This is a genomic window from Dactylosporangium fulvum (assembly GCF_025137375.1).
In the GTDB taxonomy this organism is placed as follows: domain Bacteria; phylum Actinomycetota; class Actinomycetes; order Mycobacteriales; family Micromonosporaceae; genus Dactylosporangium; species Dactylosporangium fulvum.
The window spans coordinates 3,251,581-3,267,407 of the sequence record NZ_CP073720.1 but is presented as its reverse complement, the minus strand read 5'-3'; the positions used below and the strand labels follow the sequence as shown (position 1 = coordinate 3,267,407).

General features: G+C 70.1%; 25 protein-coding genes. 11 read left to right on the top strand and 14 right to left on the bottom strand.

Annotated elements, in window-relative coordinates; translation table 11 throughout:
- Positions 1 to 62 precede the first annotated feature (62 nt).
- Positions 63 to 506 (top strand): inorganic diphosphatase, encoded by a 444-nt coding sequence (locus tag Dfulv_RS14970; RefSeq protein ID WP_319805795.1) that lies wholly within the window; start codon positions 63 to 65, stop codon positions 504 to 506.
- A gap of 149 nt (positions 507 to 655) precedes the next feature.
- On the opposite strand, the gene Dfulv_RS14965 is transcribed toward Dfulv_RS14970, so the two are convergent.
- From Dfulv_RS14965 to Dfulv_RS14930, 8 genes are all read right to left on the bottom strand, one after another.
- Complete coding sequence (locus Dfulv_RS14965; RefSeq protein ID WP_259863584.1) at positions 656 to 1,063, bottom strand: STAS domain-containing protein; 408 nt, start codon at positions 1,061 to 1,063, stop codon at positions 656 to 658.
- Between the two features lie 131 nt (positions 1,064 to 1,194).
- Positions 1,195 to 1,770, bottom strand: coding sequence for an alkaline shock response membrane anchor protein AmaP (gene amaP / locus Dfulv_RS14960; protein WP_259863583.1), 576 nt, complete (start codon positions 1,768 to 1,770; stop codon positions 1,195 to 1,197).
- Positions 1,770 to 2,306: a DUF6286 domain-containing protein gene (locus Dfulv_RS14955; protein WP_259863581.1), complete on the bottom strand. Its 537-nt coding sequence runs from the start codon at positions 2,304 to 2,306 to the stop codon at positions 1,770 to 1,772. The genes amaP and Dfulv_RS14955 overlap by 1 nt, the downstream gene beginning before the upstream one ends.
- A 20-nt stretch (positions 2,307 to 2,326) precedes the next feature.
- A complete protein-coding gene (locus Dfulv_RS14950; protein ID WP_259863580.1) occupies positions 2,327 to 2,758 on the bottom strand; it encodes an Asp23/Gls24 family envelope stress response protein in 432 nt (143 codons plus the stop codon).
- On the bottom strand, positions 2,755 to 2,937 hold the full coding sequence (locus tag Dfulv_RS14945; RefSeq protein WP_259863579.1) for a hypothetical protein: 183 nt from the start codon (positions 2,935 to 2,937) through the stop codon (positions 2,755 to 2,757). Before Dfulv_RS14945 ends, Dfulv_RS14950 begins: the two co-directional genes overlap by 4 nt.
- A gap of 34 nt (positions 2,938 to 2,971) precedes the next feature.
- Positions 2,972 to 3,205, bottom strand: a complete 234-nt coding sequence (locus tag Dfulv_RS14940) for a hypothetical protein (protein WP_259863578.1) — start codon at positions 3,203 to 3,205, stop codon at positions 2,972 to 2,974.
- On the bottom strand, positions 3,202 to 3,582 hold the full coding sequence (locus Dfulv_RS14935; protein WP_259863577.1) for a hypothetical protein: 381 nt from the start codon (positions 3,580 to 3,582) through the stop codon (positions 3,202 to 3,204). Before Dfulv_RS14935 ends, Dfulv_RS14940 begins: the two co-directional genes overlap by 4 nt.
- Positions 3,579 to 4,064, bottom strand: a complete 486-nt coding sequence (locus Dfulv_RS14930) for an Asp23/Gls24 family envelope stress response protein (protein ID WP_259863576.1) — start codon at positions 4,062 to 4,064, stop codon at positions 3,579 to 3,581. The genes Dfulv_RS14935 and Dfulv_RS14930 overlap by 4 nt, the downstream gene beginning before the upstream one ends.
- Before the next feature lie 287 nt (positions 4,065 to 4,351).
- Between Dfulv_RS14930 and Dfulv_RS14925 the strand changes: the two genes are divergently transcribed.
- The 3 genes from Dfulv_RS14925 to Dfulv_RS14915 all read left to right on the top strand — a co-directional run bounded on the left by Dfulv_RS14925 (position 4,352) and on the right by Dfulv_RS14915 (position 6,874).
- The gene (locus Dfulv_RS14925; RefSeq protein ID WP_259863575.1) at positions 4,352 to 4,894 is read left to right on the top strand and encodes an RNA polymerase sigma factor; all 543 of its coding nucleotides are present in this window, start codon (positions 4,352 to 4,354) and stop codon (positions 4,892 to 4,894) included.
- Positions 4,895 to 4,904: 10 nt separating this feature from the next.
- Positions 4,905 to 5,567, top strand: a complete 663-nt coding sequence (locus tag Dfulv_RS14920; protein WP_259863574.1) for an Asp23/Gls24 family envelope stress response protein — start codon at positions 4,905 to 4,907, stop codon at positions 5,565 to 5,567.
- Positions 5,568 to 5,866: 299 nt separating this feature from the next.
- Entirely contained in the window at positions 5,867 to 6,874 is a 1,008-nt protein-coding gene (locus tag Dfulv_RS14915) for an Acg family FMN-binding oxidoreductase (RefSeq protein WP_259863573.1), read from the top strand.
- A 94-nt stretch (positions 6,875 to 6,968) separates the two neighbouring features.
- On the opposite strand, the gene Dfulv_RS14910 is transcribed toward Dfulv_RS14915, so the two are convergent.
- The 3 genes from Dfulv_RS14910 to Dfulv_RS14900 all read right to left on the bottom strand — a co-directional run bounded on the left by Dfulv_RS14910 (position 6,969) and on the right by Dfulv_RS14900 (position 8,765).
- Positions 6,969 to 7,496 (bottom strand): hypothetical protein, encoded by a 528-nt coding sequence (locus tag Dfulv_RS14910; protein WP_259863571.1) that lies wholly within the window; start codon positions 7,494 to 7,496, stop codon positions 6,969 to 6,971.
- Between the two features lie 201 nt (positions 7,497 to 7,697).
- Entirely contained in the window at positions 7,698 to 8,204 is a 507-nt protein-coding gene (locus Dfulv_RS14905; RefSeq protein ID WP_259863570.1) for a DUF5994 family protein, read from the bottom strand.
- A gap of 213 nt (positions 8,205 to 8,417) precedes the next feature.
- Entirely contained in the window at positions 8,418 to 8,765 is a 348-nt protein-coding gene (locus Dfulv_RS14900; RefSeq protein ID WP_259863568.1) for a hypothetical protein, read from the bottom strand.
- A 130-nt stretch (positions 8,766 to 8,895) separates the two neighbouring features.
- Here Dfulv_RS14900 and Dfulv_RS14895 point away from each other — a divergent pair, with 130 nt between their 5' ends.
- Positions 8,896 to 9,348, top strand: coding sequence for an NUDIX hydrolase (locus Dfulv_RS14895; RefSeq protein WP_259863566.1), 453 nt, complete (start codon positions 8,896 to 8,898; stop codon positions 9,346 to 9,348).
- Here the strand turns inward: Dfulv_RS14895 and Dfulv_RS14890 are convergent.
- Entirely contained in the window at positions 9,345 to 10,223 is an 879-nt protein-coding gene (locus Dfulv_RS14890; RefSeq protein WP_259863565.1) for a DMT family transporter, read from the bottom strand. The two genes, Dfulv_RS14895 and Dfulv_RS14890, sit on opposite strands and share 4 nt — an antisense overlap.
- 38 nt (positions 10,224 to 10,261) lie before the next feature.
- Positions 10,262 to 10,615, bottom strand: a complete 354-nt coding sequence (locus Dfulv_RS14885; protein WP_259863563.1) for a hypothetical protein — start codon at positions 10,613 to 10,615, stop codon at positions 10,262 to 10,264.
- On the opposite strand from Dfulv_RS14885, the gene Dfulv_RS48815 reads away from it, so the two are divergent.
- On the top strand, positions 10,532 to 11,644 hold the full coding sequence (locus Dfulv_RS48815; protein WP_406568015.1) for a response regulator transcription factor: 1,113 nt from the start codon (positions 10,532 to 10,534) through the stop codon (positions 11,642 to 11,644). The two genes, Dfulv_RS14885 and Dfulv_RS48815, sit on opposite strands and share 84 nt — an antisense overlap.
- A gap of 420 nt (positions 11,645 to 12,064) precedes the next feature.
- Complete coding sequence (locus Dfulv_RS14875) at positions 12,065 to 12,850, top strand: hypothetical protein (RefSeq protein ID WP_259863561.1); 786 nt, start codon at positions 12,065 to 12,067, stop codon at positions 12,848 to 12,850.
- 15 nt (positions 12,851 to 12,865) lie between these two features.
- Here Dfulv_RS14875 and Dfulv_RS14870 read toward each other — a convergent pair whose 3' ends face one another.
- Positions 12,866 to 13,027: a hypothetical protein gene (locus Dfulv_RS14870; protein WP_259863560.1), complete on the bottom strand. Its 162-nt coding sequence runs from the start codon at positions 13,025 to 13,027 to the stop codon at positions 12,866 to 12,868.
- Between the two features lie 19 nt (positions 13,028 to 13,046).
- On the opposite strand from Dfulv_RS14870, the gene Dfulv_RS14865 reads away from it, so the two are divergent.
- The 4 genes from Dfulv_RS14865 (at position 13,047) to Dfulv_RS14845 (ending at position 15,818) form a co-directional block, all read left to right on the top strand.
- The gene (locus Dfulv_RS14865; protein WP_259863559.1) at positions 13,047 to 13,223 is read left to right on the top strand and encodes a hypothetical protein; all 177 of its coding nucleotides are present in this window, start codon (positions 13,047 to 13,049) and stop codon (positions 13,221 to 13,223) included.
- A 9-nt stretch (positions 13,224 to 13,232) separates the two neighbouring features.
- On the top strand, positions 13,233 to 13,787 hold the full coding sequence (locus Dfulv_RS14860; protein ID WP_259863558.1) for a hypothetical protein: 555 nt from the start codon (positions 13,233 to 13,235) through the stop codon (positions 13,785 to 13,787).
- A gap of 248 nt (positions 13,788 to 14,035) precedes the next feature.
- Positions 14,036 to 14,758 carry a hypothetical protein gene (locus tag Dfulv_RS14850; protein WP_259863556.1) on the top strand — a complete coding sequence of 241 codons (723 nt, stop codon included), beginning with the start codon at positions 14,036 to 14,038 and terminating at the stop codon, positions 14,756 to 14,758.
- A gap of 301 nt (positions 14,759 to 15,059) precedes the next feature.
- The gene (locus Dfulv_RS14845) at positions 15,060 to 15,818 is read left to right on the top strand and encodes an alpha/beta fold hydrolase (RefSeq protein ID WP_259863555.1); all 759 of its coding nucleotides are present in this window, start codon (positions 15,060 to 15,062) and stop codon (positions 15,816 to 15,818) included.
- Positions 15,819 to 15,827: the final 9 nt, after the last annotated feature.

Genomic DNA, 15,827 nt, shown 5'->3' with positions numbered 1-15,827 from the left:
GCGCATCCGGTACCCGATCCACGGCCCACCGAGACCGGCGAGGCACCTGAGGAGCGCAGCGCATGGAGTTCGACGTAACGGTCGAGAGCCCGAAGGGCACGCGCAACAAGTACGAGGTAGATCGGCGCACCGGCCGGCTCCGGCTGGACCGCACCCTGTTCACCGCCACCCAGTACCCGGAGTACTACGGCTTCATCGAGCACACCCTCGGCGAGGACACCGACCCCCTCGATGCTCTCGTGCTGGTCCGGGAACCCACCTTCCCGGGCTGCCAGATCCGCTGCCGGGCGTTCGGCATGTTCCGGATGCTCGACACCAAAGGCCCGGACCCGAAGGTGCTGTGCGTCCCGATCGCCGACCCGCGCCTGGCATACCTGGTGGACCTGCCCGACCTGGAACGGTTCCACAAACTTGCCGCGGATCTTGTTCACCACCAGGGTCGCCGCGGCCTCGGCCTGTTGTCGGTGGCGATCGCGTGTCACGGCTGCGTCGGGCCGAGGATGTGACGTCCGGCAGTGGCGTCGAACAGGCGTCAGGCGAAGGTGTCGCTCCAGACGGCAGCGGGCAGAGGTGTCCTTCCTCGGCGAGCACGGCAACCTGCCGGTGGGGGTGGCGCCCACCATCACCGAAGGTGAGCGGTCCGCGACGCGGTTGGTTATACCGGGTTGGCTTCGGCGGGCGAGCCGACCAGGACCGGGAACGACCCGGTGGCCTGCAGCGCCTCACGCACGATTCCATGCGGATTGGCCAACCGCAGGGCGGCATGACATCTGTCGGCCAGTTCGTGCATCCGCAGCAGCGTTCCGATCGCGCTGGCGTCCAGGAGCCGGACCTGGTCGAGATCCACCACCAGGTGGCCCGGACGTTCGGCCAGCGCGTCGCGGACGGCAACCGCAAGCACGTCACGGGTGGCATAGTCGAGTACGCCCGCCACGCTGACCCAGACCTCGCCGTGCCGCACCCGACGGCACACTGCGAAATCCCGCGACGCGCCGATCAGGAGCGTCGACCGTCCACGTGTCGCCATGACCGCCGACGAGCGCGACGGCGTTTCGGCGTCCATACCGACATCATCACCGCGATCGGCCTGAACCGCCACCCGGGCGGGTACCGCGCAGCACCCGATGATCGTTACGTATAGGCCCAGTGCCGCAGCCGTGGAAACATGGGATGAGATCCCCACGGGGAATCCGCTCAGGTGACACGGGCGGAGCGCTGCTTTGTGACGGTGATGTCGAGCCGGATGGGCAGGTCGGGGACACCGAGGGCGTGGCGGGCATGGGGAAGCGCGTTGGCTTCGATGTGCCGGCGTAGCGCGGCCAGGTCGGCGTTGCGGTCGGTGTTGACGGTGACGGCCAGCTGCGGGTTGGTCGGTTCGCCTACAAGGTGGGTTCGGGTGGAGTGCACGCCTCGGTAGCTTTCGATCTCGCCGGACAGCGCGTCGCCCAATGCTGTGGAGGTGAGGGTAGTACGTCCGGCGGAGTGGTCTCCTGCCACGGTGATGTCGGCGAGCCGGCCGGTGGAGAACAGGATGGTGAGCAGCCAACGCAGACTCAACAGCGCGATGACGACCGCGACCACGGCCACGGCTGGCCACACCCAGCCGCCGTGCGCGCCGATGAAATGGCTGACGCTGTTGTCCAGCAGCTTCCGGTGCGCCGCATGGTCGCCGAAGACGCCGGCGCCGAGGAGGATGCCGGAGACGCCGAGGGCCAGCAGGAGCAGCCCGAGGATGGCCAGTGCGGCGCGGTTGACACGGTCGGCGTGCATCAGCGCCCCCTGGTGGAGATCTGGACGACCAACTTCGGCGGACGACGCAGGTCAAGGGCGTCGAGGCGGGCCCGCGCAGCGCGGGTGGCGCTCTCGCGAATCGAGGAGGCCGACGACGGCTCGCGTGCGACGGCGTGCGCGTGCACGCGGATGCGCCGGCGCCGGACGGTGACCGCAGTACGGTCGATGCCGTCGACCTCGGTGACCGCGGTGCGGACGGCTTGCGCGACGCCGCGGCGGGTGTAGGCGGTGTCGATGGCCGGGTCTTCGCTGTCGGTGACCAACCTGGCGGGGCGGCGCGGCTTGAGCTCTGCGGCCAGGAGGGCCAGCCCCAGTAGGCACAGCAGCAGGCAGATGCGTCGGACGCTGCCGGCGTCCCAGGTGGTGCGCTGGGCCCACCGGTAGGTGGCGTGCCAGTCGATCACGGCGGGCCGGCGCCCGGTCCAGTCGGCGATGAGGTCCGCGACGACTATCATTGCGACTGCGATCAAGGTGAGGCTGACGACCAGGGCTAGCAGGCGGTTGAGCAGTTTCACGGCGGCGCTTCCCTTCGCCTCTACCGCGCCCGCGACGGTGGGATCTCGGTAACCAGGTCGGTAACCACGATGCGTGCCTCGGCGACGGTCAGCCCGGTCAGGGCGGTCAGCCGGTCGCGTACGTGTTGGCGGACAGCGGCGGTGACCTGCGGCACCGACGCCGGCCAGCGCACGCTGATCACCAGCTCGATGAAGGCGACATTCCCGTCGACCTGGGCGGATGCCTTGGGCAGGCCGGTGAGGTCAGTCTGCCGGAAACCGAGGTGCTCGGCACCGGGTATGACCTGGCCGAACATGCGGGCCGCCGCGGCGCCGGCGTCAGCTGTTTCCAGCACCGCGCGGGAGGCCAGCTTCGCCACGACCGTGTCGGCGATGGTGATCGACCCGGGTACGGTGTCGTCGGCCCGGCCGGGGGCTTCTTCTACCGTCGGGGGTTGGGGGTCGACGGTCATCGTCTACCGCTCCGATTGGCGCGGTAGCTACCCAGGTCCACCTCGCCGCTGAGCACCTTGGCGGCGCCGAAGCCGAGCGCGGCGAACAGCGCCACGATCAGCATCTGACCGAAGCTGCCGAAGGCCAGCGCGAATCCCAGCGCCATGCCCACCGCAGTGCCGAAGACGATATGGTTCATGTCTCTCACATCCTGTGGAAACGGCAAGGATCGGCTAGCAGACCCGTGCCGATCGGCGGCGGCATCGTCGCGACAGCGCCCGGATCAACCGGACCACCAACGGCCGACGACGCACGACGATCACCCGCACCCGGTCGAACGCCTCCGGCGGACCGGCGTGGTCGAGCCGCGCTAGGCCGGCGATGAAGACAGCGGCGTCGCCGCCGCGGTCGGGATGATGGGCCCGGATGAACGCGCGGCGCGCCCGCCACTGCTGTTCCTCGTTCACTGATCCTGTTCGCTGACTGTGATCGGAACTTTCCCAGCCGAACGGTCCAGCTCGGGGGCAGCCGGGTCAGTCAGGTCGGCGATGATCACGTCGATGCGTCGAGCGGGCGCGAGCACTCGCAGCGCGTGGCGGATCTGCACGGCGACCTCGACAGCGGGCACGCCCCACCGCGCGCGGACCTGAACTTCCAGCACGTACGGGTCGACCCGCACGCCGTAGACCCGCCGACCAGGCAGATACGTGGCCGGTCCACCCGGTCGGCTGCCGTACAGGTCGTCCACACCCGGGCAGGCCCGCACCGCAACGGCCACCGCGTCGACGTCGACACCGTCGACGATCGCTGCCGCAGCCTGCCGGGTACGGACGGACGTGCTCATGACACCCGCGACTCGTCCTGGCCTTCACCGGACTCGGGTAGGTGGACGTCGTCGACGTTGATGTTGACCTCGACGACCTCCAGGCCGGTCATCCGCTCGACAGCCTGTTTGACGTTGCGCTGGATGCCACGTCCGAGATCGGCGATGCTGACCCCGTACTCCACGACAATGTCCAGGTCGACCGCTGCCTCGCTCTCACCGACCTCGACGCCGACACCTTGAGCGACGTTGGGCCCGGTGCTGCCCGGAATCCGCTCCCGGATCGCGCCGAACGCGCGGCTGCCGCCGGCGCCCATGGCGTGCACGCCACCGATTTCCCGGCAGGCGATGCCAGCGATTTTCTGTACCACACCCTCGGCAACGCTGATCTTTCCTTCCTCGGTGGTCAGCCGGCTCTTCCGGGCCGGACCGGTGACTTCCGTGCTGCGGGGTGCCGGGCTCGTCTCGGCGGGGGTGTCGGTTCGTGCCACGGTCTGGGTCATGGAACTGCGCTCCTCGGTGATCGAGGTCGACGAAGACGCCGGCCAAGGCGGTGGCCGCTCAGGCCCGCCACGGCATCGGCGCCGCGTGGGCCCTTGCATGGTTAGACACCCCGGGCGTCGAAACGTCGCGCCCCTGGCCACCGGTTTCTTCGCCGACCACGGGGCATAACGTGCTCATGGACCGCCGTTCCAGCACCGCTTGATGGTGAGCGCGAGACGTTGCCGGGTCTATTGCCAGGTTTACCCGCCACGTTTCACTTGGCCACCGCCCAGCTACCCGGGAAAGTATGGAACCCGCGATCGACGACGCCTACCTGGTTCGGCGCGCACGCGAGGGTTATCTCGACGCCTACCAGGTACTCGTCGAACGCCACGGCCCGCGCGCCTACCGGGTCGCCTTGAGGCTGTTGGGGAACCGCGAGGACGCCGAGGACGTCACCCAGGACGCGCTCCTGGCCGCGTGGCAAGCCCTGCCCACCTTCCGAGCCGAAAGCAGCTTCGCCACCTGGCTGTACCGCATCGTCACCACCCGCGCCCTGAACAAGAGCACCCGCACGGCGCGGACCGAAACGCTCAACGCAATGCCCGAGCCGGCCGACCCGGCACACGGACCGGCAGAACAAGCCGAACAGGACCTGATCGCCGCCGCGGTCACCGAGGCCATCGACGCGCTGCCCACCGCGCAGCGCCTCGCACTGATCCTGCACCAGTTCGAGGGGCTCAGCTACAGCGAGATCGCCGAGATCACCGGCAGCACAGTCGCGGCGGTCCGTAGCCACCTCTACCGCGCACGGCGCACACTTGCCACAACGCTGCAGGACTGGAGGTGACGACACCCCGATGAGCAACGAAGTACCGCACGGCGATCCCGGCGCCGACCCGGCGCCGCTGCTGCGCGCCCCCGGCGGTCGGCTGGCCTGCGGAGCCGACATCGACGACCTCCTCGAGCAGGCCGCCGATCGCAACGCCACCGAGTTCGACGCACACCAGGAAGACTGTCCCCACTGCAGGGCTGCCCTGACCGAGCTCGGCGACCTGTGGACCCCGATCCTCGCCCTCGCCTCCATCCCGATCACCGCGCCGCCGGCCCTGACCGCCACCGTCATGCGCCGCCTCGCCCAGCTGCTCCACGACGTCTGGTACACCCTGGAGCCGACCGGCGCCGGCAGCATCCGGGTGGCCGCCCGCACCGTGGCGGTCCTGGCCCGTAGCGCCGCCATGCGCGTACCAGGCGTAAGCATCGCCTTCGGTCGCAGCACCCACGAGCCACTGGCGACCCTGACCGACACCGCCACACGGCACCACCGCTATCCCCACACGGCCGTCGGCATCCTCGGACAGACCGCCGCCATCGAACTCACCCTCGCCGTCACCTACGGCGAACCCATCAACGACGTCGCTCGGGAGGTGCAACGCCGCGTCATCAACGAACTCCGCGACGCCATCGGCCTGCACCACATCACGATCAACGTCACCGCAGACGACGTGGTCGGGCCATCATGAGGAGGCGACGGCCCGGCAACGCCCCGGCGTGGCATCCGCGGCATCGCCTTGGGGTGCGTTGTCGCGTGTCAACGGGACGGTCGGCGCTTGTGTCGGCGATCCCATCCGTCCGGGCCCTGCGGTCACGACCGGCCACTCCCAGCGCTGCAGTAGAAGATGCCGGTCCAGCCGGTATGTCTGCGGCATGTTTCGCAAAGGGCGTTGATCATCATGAGCCTTCCGTCCGGCCGTGGCCCGTCCGACGGTGTCTGCCCGCACCGTCGTAGCGCAGTGGGAGACACGCGAATGGAGGCACACCGATGAGTGAGATCCAGCAACCCGCGCCGTTGTCCGCTGAGGATGTGTTGTACGAGGCGGCCCGTGTGGCGTGTCTGGCCCCGTCGATCGAGAACTCCCAGCCCTGGCGCTGGCGCATCCGCGGCAACGCCCTCGAACTGCACGCGGACCGCTCCCGCCAGTTGACCGTCACCGACCCGGAGGGTCGGTTGATGATCGTCAGCTGCGGTGCGGTCCTGCACCATGCCATCGTCGTGCTCGCCGTCCTCGGGGCCGCAGCCACCGTCGAACGGATCGACGATCCAGCCGACCCGGACCTGCTCGCCAGACTGACGCTCACCGGCCCGCACCAGGTGACAGCCGACGACATGCGCCTGCATCATGCCCTGCGCACGCGGCGCACCGATCAGCGCCCATTCCTGGGCGTCCGGCCGCTACCGGACGCGGTGATAGACCTGCTGCGCCACACCACAGAACCGTTCGGGGTCAGCACGCACGCGTTCGACCCAGCACAGGTGGGCGTCCGGGCACTCGTCGCACGGTCAGCGGCGGCAGTCGAGCAACGCGACCTCGGCTACCAGGACGAGACTGACACCTGGCCAACCCACCGCATACCATCGACCCGCGACGGTGTGCCGGCGACAGCGGCCGTCCCGGCGGTGACACGGACCGGGCCGGCACACGACTTCGCTCCCGGCGCGACGCCGGGCCCGGCTCCCGGCCCCGGCGACGACCGGTACACCACCTACCTGGCGTTCGCGACCGCACACGACACCAGGGCGGACTGGCTGCGCACCGGGGAGGCGCTCAGCGCGGTCCTGCTCACCGCCACAACCATCGGGCTGGCGTCGTCGGCGATGAGCGATGTGGTCGAGGTCCCCGGTGCGCGGACGGTACTACGCGGGGCGATCGCACCAGCCGGGTATCCACAACTGACCGTCCGGCTCGGTGTCAACGAGAGCGCGCCCCCGGTACCGCCGGCATCGCGCCGCCCATGCGACGAGGTCATCGAAGTCATCGCGACGAGTTGACCCGCGTCGCACCGCAAACCACCCCCGTACGCATCGTGGCCGCCCATACGCGGCCGGCGGGAGATCGGCACGCCAACGGCCGGTTCCGCCCCCGCTACGGCCGTTCGATGATCTGATCGGCTCGCAGCCGCGGTGCGTGTGGCGCAACCCTTTCGGTCGGTTCGATCGATCCGAGCCGCAGGACGAGGTAGGGGCGGCCGAGGCCGGCGAGTAGTGCCCGCATCGCCTCATGGGTGGCGGCCACCTCGACGGTGGCGCTGAGCGGCAAGACCGACACACCCAGCTCGGTGGCGGTGAGCCAGCCGGCTGAGAGCGCTTCGCCGGCGCGTAGCCAGTCCAGGGGTTGGTCCTCGCGGCCGTAGACGATCGCGAAGACGGCGGCCTTGTCGTGTGCTGCGCTGATCGGCAGGTCGCCGTGGTGGCCGAAGTCTCGGCCGGGCACGGTCGTGCGGGGCGCGCGCTGCGGGATGGTGGCGTCTGGGATGCCGGTGCCGGCGGGTCGGGTGCCGCCGGTCCAGTATGCCAACTCTGCCTGCCACGCCGGATCGGCGGCCTCGACGCGTTGGGCCTGGCTGGCCGCGGCGGCGAGGTCGAGGAGCTGGTCCCGACGCAGGATGTGCAACCTGGTTCCTTCGGCCTCGACGCCGCGCCCAACCCCTCGTGCGGTCCTTCTGCCAGCAACACGACGTGTCGTACTACGAGACCACCCTGCTGCACTCCTACGCCCAAACCCTGCACCACCTCCACGACGTCGACCAACCACTACGCGCCACAACCGCAAGCAGAACCTCGATCAGGTCGAACCGGCGGTTTCGAACGCAGGTCATAAGGTGTTCGCCGGCTCGGCTGGGACATGCCGTCGCGAGGGCTCCCGGGCGCTGTGGCCGCCTTCGTTGTCCCACACGGTGCTTGGGTCGACGCCTTCACTGCGCTCGGCGGCCGGTGCGGTGCGGGATGCAGCGAGGATGGCCGCTGCGCGCAGGCGGTTGGTCGGATCGGCGGCCGTGGCCATCGCGGTGTCTGCGGTGGCGGCGGTGGCCTCGGGCGGCACGACGAGCAGGTCGATCTGGTCGCCGCGCTCGGTGGTGGCGATCAGCATGCCGGGGTCGACGGTACTGAACCAGCCGACCCGCACGACGCGGGTGCCAACCGCGAGGCGCCGGAAGTGGCCATCCCAGGTGCCGCTGTTGAGCATCAGCTGACGGATCGGTCCGTACCGTTCGTTCAGGGCGAGGATCAACCCCGGCAGTTCCGCCACCGGATCCCGGGAACGGGGCCACCACCCGCCGTCAAGGACAGCTCGACTTGCCCGCACCGCAGCGAGCGACATCCTCGGCTGGCTCGGTGGTCCCGGCGGAACGACTGTGACGCGTTGGGCGGCGGTGAACATGACTGGCCCCTCTCCCGACCTGCGGCTGCCACCGGAGGTGACCGGTGTAGAAACCTGCAGCTTCAATCAGCGTGACTCGGTTCGTGCTGCGCCGGCCGTGGTCCGTCGGCGGTCCATATCGGTCACCGGGGTCTGGAGTACCCAAAACCAACTCTACGCCTGCAACACGCCGACAAACGCGGCCGCCTGCGCCGCGATACCGACGGTGCTGCTCGCACGGAGAACGAGCAGCACCGTCGACCGCTCAGCGCCCACGGTCAGTGGGAGAGGATCATCCGCAAGGTAACGACCTGGCGCAGGCATCCGCCGGGCGTCGAACTGGACCTCGGAGATGTCCACGACGCCCGGGGATGCCTGCGCGATGGTGCTGTGCCGGCCGTAGGCGGCACCGAGGACGGCGACCACCGTGGCCAGCACCTCGCGGGCCAGTTCGAGCAGGCGGCTCAGCTTCGCCGAGTCGTGCGGGCGGTCGCCGGCGAACGTGGCCCGGCGCATGGCCATGAAGTTGCAGTACACCGGCCGGGCAGCCGACGAGGAAGTGGATGGCGCCGCACGCGGCCAGGTGCGCCTGCTTACCGGGTCATCCGCTCCGGTTCGGTGCGTACCCCGTCCGGCCGCATACAGTGACGGCATGTACGAGCTGGACGCGGTGCCGGACGCGGAACAGGTGTGGTGTGTCGGGGCGGTGGTCCTCGACGCGCAGGGGCGGGTGTTCCTCCAGCGGCGCGGGCCGGACCGGTCGCTGTTCCCCGGGTGCTGGGACCTCGTGGCCGGGCACGTGGAGCCCGGCGAGACGTTGCGGGAGGCGCTCGCGCGGGAGATCACCGAGGAGACCGGATGGACCCTGCAACGGGTCGTGCGGGATCTCGGCGTGGTCGTCTACACCGGTGACGACGGGGTGCAACGCCACGAGGTGAGCTACGTGGTCGAGGTCGGCGGGGATCTCACGGATCCGAAGCTGGAGTGGGACAAGCACACGGAGTACGCGTGGTTCGGCCGGGCGGAGCTGCCCCGGATTCTGCAGAACAGCCCGCCGTTCGACCAACTGCTGCACGACACCGTGGCCCGCGCGCTGCGGCCCTAGGCGCCGACGGTGAGGGTGACCAGGCCGAGCAGTACCGTCGCGGACACCAGGAGCTTGACCCGCAGCTGCCCCTCGGCGAGGAGCCTGCCGCCGGCGAGCACGACCAGCACGACGCTGACCTCGCGGACCGGCGACACGACGCTGGCCGGTGCGAGCCGCAACGCGTACAGGAACAGCAGATACGGCACCGGCATCAGGGTGCCGGCGGCCACGATCAGCCACCGGCACTCCCGCCACAGCCGGCGTACCTCGTGCCGGTTGCGGACGGCCACCGGCGCGAGCAGCACGACGCGGCCGGCGTCGTCGACCACGTTGAGCAGCAGCGGGGAGATCGCCAGTGCGCCGACCGCGTGCTGGTCCCACAGCGTGTAGGCGGCGATCGCCACCCCGGACAGCAGGGCGTAGGCGAGGCCGGACGCGGGGGCGGGCCGGTCGCCGGACGTACCTGGTCGCCCGAGCAGGCCGAGGGTCATGACGCCTGCGGCGACGGCGAGGAGGCCGACGACGCCGAGGGCGCTGGGCACCTGCCCGAGCAGCACGACGCCGCCGAGCGTGGCCAGGATCGGGCCGGTCCCCCGGGCGATGGGGTACACGAAGGACAGGTCGCCGTTGCGGTACCCGTACTGCGTGAGCATGAAGTAGCCGAGGTTGATCAGGATGCTGCCGGCCATGAACACGACCTGCGTCCCGGTCGGGTGCAGTGCCGCGCTGCCGGTCAGCACCAGCACGATCGGGCCGTAGGCGAGCAGCGAGCCGAGCGATGCCAGCCAGACGAACGCCGCGGGGTCGTATCGCGAGAGGCGTTTGCTCAGCAGGCTCCAGCACGCGTGGATGACCGCCGCGGTCAACGCCAACGCGATAGCAAGAAGATCCACTGCGCCCTTTCTGGCGTGGCACGCCGCTGCCGGCAGGCTCACTGTAGTGCGCTGCGCCTGCTGTCGATTTCCACCCCGGAGATCACATACTTCCCCGAACTCGCGGCGATCAGGAGGCCGGGGCGGCCGGGTTCGTCCTCAAGGATGCCCCGGCCAACGACCTCGTCAGCGCCGTCGGCATCACCGCCCGCGGCGGTGTGTGGCTCGATCCCCGCGTCGCCGGCCGGGTCATGGGCACCCTCCGGCGGCGGCCCGGCGCAACCGACCCCGCCCGCTCGGTCGAGCCGTTGAGCGAGCGCGAGCTGGAGGTGCTCCGCCTGGTGGCCTCCGGGGCCAACAACGCTGAGATCGCGGAATGGCTCTTCCTGGCCGAGCGCACCGTCAAGGGCCATATCTCGGCCATCTTCCTCAAGCTCGGGGTCCGCGACCGCGCCGCGGCCATCATCCGCGCCTACGACGCCGGCATCGTCGTGTCCGCTCCTGACGGACTCCGGCCGGGCAGCGCTGGTCCGGACCTACCCACCTTGTCTTCAGCGACGACGTGCCGGCCGGGGTGGAGCGCACCTGTCAGCCCCCGGCCCGCTGGGCCCTCAGCACGGGTTGCGAGCCGTTCCGGAGGTACGCAGGCTGTCGCCGGTGATGAGGTCGCCGTTGATGTACACCTCCAGCTGCCAGGTCGTCGACGCCGTGCTCAGCGTGTGCTGGCCGCCCCAGTCCGGCGGTACCGTCCCGGAGAATCTCGTCGAGCCGTCACCACTGATGTAGTAGCCGTAGCTCGAGCCGTCATGCGACACCCACCCATGTGGGTCGAATCCGGCCGGGGCGTTGTGCAGGGTACCCGTGATCGTGACCCCCCAGCCGCCCCCACCGCGGCAGAAGGCCGTCGCCGTCGCACTCAGGTACGGCGCGGTGCGGGTCGTGGCGCTGGGCAGCGGCGGACCGGGCGACGGCCGGCCGGTGGTCACCGCCGGACCGGGCGTGACGGGCCGGGGTATCGATGTGGTCTCCGGCCGTGCGCTGCTCTTGGCCGGGACGGCGGACGGCGGCGCGGCCGCGACGGATGGTGCCGTCGACGGCGCGACCGACGGCAACCCGACGGGCTCCGGCAACCGCACCCAGTGCGTCGGCGACGGTTCCAGCGCCACCGGCCGCTCGGCCCCATCCTTGCGAACCACCCACAACACCACGGCGACCAGCACCAGTGCCACGACGGCGGCCACAAGCACCAGTCGACCCGGTCCCGGCTGACGGTGCTTCGCACCCACCGGCGCAACGGGCGCAACCGCCGGTTCCAATGTGGATGGTTCGGCTGGACGTTCTGGCAGCAGCACGCCGCAGTCAGGATTGACGCAGTACGGGCTGCCGGGCTCGACAGGCTCATCACAGGCTGGACACAGCATCAGACTCCTTCGCCGTCTTGACGAGGGATGTAAACACATCGTGCAGACAGGTAAGATATGCGGGTGACGGTAACCTGCACCGCTTGCGGGCTGGCGGACGACACAGGTAGCGCCTACTGCCTCGATCCAGCGTGCGGCGCCCGGCTACCCACCGTTGGCCCGGCCGCCGACCCCGCACCGCAGCCGCAGGAGGACACCGCGACCCCACAGCCGGCCGGGGCGCCGCGGTCGCCGGTCGCACCCGATCTGCCAGCCGTGACCGATCAGTCAGAAACAGCCCCGTCGACGGGCGGGCCGGAACTCCCCGCCGAGCCGGCCACCGCCATCGCCACTGCTGATCCCGTCGCGCCGAGCCCTGCGCGGTCGAGCGGTTCCCGGCGCGCCCGCCTGCGGAGGACCCAGCCGACGGACGCACCGGAGCGACGTCCCGCGCTGGCGAGGTTGACTGCCTTCGCCGCAGGGGTCGCCGCCCGCACCGTGCCGCAGCCACCCGGCAGGCACCGCGCACAGGACCCGTCCTCCGGTCCTGGCGACACAGGTGCCGGCGACAACGGTCCTGGCAACAACGGTCCTGGCGACGGCGGGCGCCGGGCGCGGTGGCTCTCGGTCGGCATCGGGTTCGCGCTGCTCGCCTTGTTCGGCGCGCTCGCGGTGATATACCTCCCGAGGGTGTCGTCGCCCACGGCCGCCGGAACCCCCGCCGCCAGCATCCCCGCCCTGAGCACGAACATCGGTGGGTCACCGGTCGCCGGCGGGTCGACCCTGGCCGCCCCGTCGCCTCCCGCGTCGACCACCGAGCCATCGACGATCCCGCCCTCGGTGGCGGCTTCCCCGCCGGCCCAGGTCCGGACCAACGCACCGGAGTCGACCTCGACGGCCCCCGCTCCGCCACCGCCGCCGCCAGCCCCGTCGCTGACCGTGGACACGTCTGGCAGCCACTGCACCGGTTGGCCCGAGATGCACGGCTGGACCATCGCCGTCAGAGTAACTGTCCACAATGGAACTGGTGTCTCCGCCACCGGCTGGCACGATCGTGATTCGAACGCCCCGGCCCGGACCTACGCGTTGTCGGGCAGCGGCACGTCCTTCTCCGGTGAGATCCCGCCGAACCAGGGCGGCAACCCCGAGCTGACCGACCCGTCCAAGGGCTGGCGCGTCACCGTCCAACTGCAGGGCGGCGGCACCGTCACCAAGACAGGCGTGACAACCAGACCGAGCGCGTGCTGACGGACACGAAGGGCTTCAGAGCTCAGTCGCGGCGATGAGATCATCGGGCACGAGCAACTGGAGTTCCTCGGCGGTGGGTATGCGCCCGAGTATGCGCAGCCGCTGCGCCTGCGCCTTGCGCATCCCCTCGAAGAGCTTCCGGGCGTCACGGGCGTTGCCGAAGTTGGGGTCACCCAACCGGCGCTCGAAATAGGCGGTGGCGCCGGACGAGGCGTTCACCTCCGAACTCGGCCGGAGGATGCTGGTCACCGATCCGGGGCAGTTCGGCCGGGACCAGCTGTTCGCCGTGCTGGCCCGGCACCACCAGCGGTCGGCCGCATACGAGCACACCCTGCGCCTGCGACTCGGCCAGCGACAGCCCGAGCAAGAGTAGTATCGGCACGTGGCGTTGCGGTTGGCTCGTACCAGTGCGGAGGCGCACCTCTACATGGAGCTGCATCCCTGCGACGCCTGTGGAGAGCAGCAGTTCGAGCCGGCCGACTCGGTGATCGAGGTCGACGGCGATCTGGCCAGCCGCTACGCAGGCCCGTGCCCGGGCTGTGGTGCGGCCCGGGAGTTCGTCTTCCGGTTGCCGCAGCAGATCATCATGCCCAGTGACGACGATCCGCGATTCGGCGACAACCGCCCCTCCGAACTGCTCGACGCCGCCGAGTGGCTGTGGGTGGCGGACGTGATCGCGAGCGGGGTGCCGCCCGACCAGGCCGGCCTGACCGGTGAAGAACGCCGGCTGGCCCGGATCGACCTGCTCACCGCCGCGTCGGCACTGTCGGAGGTGCTGAAGTTCGCCCCGGAGGGCGCCGACGCGGTGCCCGCCGACGCTGTGTGGAGCAGCCGCGGCAGTGAGATCTACACGGTCGAGCCCGGCCGGTTCCGGCGCGCCCGCCTGGAAGTCGTCCGCCAGACCTACCTCGACCTCGCCAGCAGGTTCGCCAACTGACGCGATGCCGTCCGACGGCCGAGTAGGCGGCGGGAATCGCATCCATGCCATGCAGCCCGACGGTGTCGGTGCCGAATCCTCACCCTCCGCGGCCCACAACGGTGGCCGCAAAGTGGAGCGGACGGCCCGAAGCACGGCTATACCATCCAAGAGGACATCGGCATGCTTACCGGCGACCGCCCCGGACCGGGCACGTTGTACGGGGCGATCAAGCGCCTGGAAGACTGCTGGAACAGTCACGTACCCCGGTGCGCGACCTCACCGACGTGGCCTGGTCCGCGCTGACCGATCGAGCGGAGAAGATGGTGACTGCTGACCTACCCGATGCGCTACGGCGCACCCCCCGACGGCTGACGGTCGCCTCCGTCGCCGTACTGGCGTGCCTGGCAGTGCCGCTGCTGGGGTTCAGCACGGTGCCGTCAGTCATCGTCCCCGTCGGGCTCGCCAGCGGCATGCTGTGCGCCAGAAGGGGAGGCGGATTCGGCTCGGCGGCCGTGGTCATCGGCGCCGTCCTGGCGCTCTTCACCTCGCCCCACCTGGTCCAGTTGCTGGTCGGGCGGATCGATCGCATAGCGGAGGTCGCGAGCACGGCGGCGTTCGTTGCGGCCATGGCCGGACTGGCCGCACTGGTGGTCGCCCTGGTTCGCCGCAACCGACGCACAGCCGCGCTGACCGCCGCGGCGATCGGGGCCTTCACACTGCCCCAGCTCGCGACGACGATGCTGGTGCTGATAAATGGCGCCGAGCCGACGGGCAACCCATGGCTGGCGTACTGGGCCAGCATGCTGCCGTACCGCGGATGGAGCGAAGAAAGCGGAACAGCGTTTGTACCAGTCCTGTTCGATGTCCTGATCTGGTATCCGGTGCTCTACACCTTCTGCCTCTCATTCCTCCTGACGTTCTGTTTCCGGGCAACGGTCACCCAGGGCACGCCCGCTCCCACCAACAGGGCACAACGGACGGCAGCGTAGGAAGGCGACAGACGCAACGGCCGGCTTCGTAAGACGTGATCTTTCTCCGCGCATCTCACCGGCCCTGTCAACCTCGACGAGGCCGTCCACGAACTCCGGCTGTGGGCGCAGGGACCTCCACAGCGTCCGTCGTGAACGCCGGCTCGACGCTGCGAGCACCCGCTATGCCGCGTACCGTGACGTGTGTCCAGCGATCGATCGGCCCGGTGACTCGATGGCCGGTCCAGCCGGCGGGCCAGGGTCTGCGGGACCGGCCGGGGTGCGACATGATCGGGTGCGAGCGGACGGCGGGGAGGTCGCAGTGCATCGGTACGTCGAGGTCAACGGAGTGCGCACGTGGTACGACGAGCGTGGCACGGGCGATCCGGTGGTGCTGATGCACGGCGCGATCGTCGACTCGCGCTGCTTCGCCGGCAACCTGGACGCGCTGGCCGGATCATTCCGGCTCTACCTGCCGGAACGGCGCGGCCACGGGCACACCCCGGACCCGGGTGGCCCGCTCAGTCCGCAGCTCATGGCCGCGGACACGATCGCGTTCCTGCAGACCGTGGTGGGTGGACCCGCGGCACTGGTCGGCTACAGCGCGGGCGCGGTGGTGGCGCTGCTGACCGCGCTGGCCCGTCCAGACCTGGTATCCCGGCTGGTGCTGATCAGCGGCGCGTTCCACCAGAACGGCTGGCTGCTGCCGCCCGCATCGCCCGCTGACATCCCGCAGATCATCTACGACCAGCATGCCGAGGTGTCGCCGAACGGGCCCGGGCACCTGACCTCCGTCATCGAGCGGATCGCCGCCTCGGCCGAGGCATGCGACCTGGCGCTGACGGCGGCCGAGTTGAAAGCGGTCGGCTGCCGCACGCTGGTGCTCGTCGGCGACGACGACGCCGTCTCCCTGGAGCACACGCTGGAGCTCTACCTCGGGCTGCCCGACGCCGAACTCGCCGTGGTGCCAGGTGCCACGCACACGCTGCTGATCGAGAAGCCGCAGTTGTGTACCGGCCTAATCGCGACGTTTCTCGGCGGACCGTCGGCACCGACGCACATGCCGATCCGCCGGGCCTGACACGAAGAT

Coding starts and splice junctions, on each gene's coding strand:
- Dfulv_RS14930 (WP_259863576.1), bottom strand. CDS start 4,064: ATGACCCAGACCGTGGCACGAACCGACACCCCCGCCGAGACGAGCCCG.
- Dfulv_RS14965 (WP_259863584.1), bottom strand. CDS start 1,063: ATGGACGCCGAAACGCCGTCGCGCTCGTCGGCGGTCATGGCGACACGT.
- Dfulv_RS14900 (WP_259863568.1), bottom strand. CDS start 8,765: ATGGCCATGCGCCGGGCCACGTTCGCCGGCGACCGCCCGCACGACTCG.
- Dfulv_RS14885 (WP_259863563.1), bottom strand. CDS start 10,615: ATGGCCCTTGACGGTGCGCTCGGCCAGGAAGAGCCATTCCGCGATCTC.
- Dfulv_RS14945 (WP_259863579.1), bottom strand. CDS start 2,937: ATGAACCATATCGTCTTCGGCACTGCGGTGGGCATGGCGCTGGGATTC.
- Dfulv_RS14905 (WP_259863570.1), bottom strand. CDS start 8,204: ATGTCGCTCGCTGCGGTGCGGGCAAGTCGAGCTGTCCTTGACGGCGGG.
- Dfulv_RS14915 (WP_259863573.1), top strand. CDS start 5,867: ATGAGTGAGATCCAGCAACCCGCGCCGTTGTCCGCTGAGGATGTGTTG.
- Dfulv_RS14895 (WP_259863566.1), top strand. CDS start 8,896: ATGTACGAGCTGGACGCGGTGCCGGACGCGGAACAGGTGTGGTGTGTC.
- Dfulv_RS14920 (WP_259863574.1), top strand. CDS start 4,905: ATGAGCAACGAAGTACCGCACGGCGATCCCGGCGCCGACCCGGCGCCG.
- Dfulv_RS14950 (WP_259863580.1), bottom strand. CDS start 2,758: ATGACCGTCGACCCCCAACCCCCGACGGTAGAAGAAGCCCCCGGCCGG.
- Dfulv_RS14970 (WP_319805795.1), top strand. CDS start 63: ATGGAGTTCGACGTAACGGTCGAGAGCCCGAAGGGCACGCGCAACAAG.
- amaP (WP_259863583.1), bottom strand. CDS start 1,770: ATGCACGCCGACCGTGTCAACCGCGCCGCACTGGCCATCCTCGGGCTG.
- Dfulv_RS14925 (WP_259863575.1), top strand. CDS start 4,352: ATGGAACCCGCGATCGACGACGCCTACCTGGTTCGGCGCGCACGCGAG.
- Dfulv_RS14935 (WP_259863577.1), bottom strand. CDS start 3,582: ATGAGCACGTCCGTCCGTACCCGGCAGGCTGCGGCAGCGATCGTCGAC.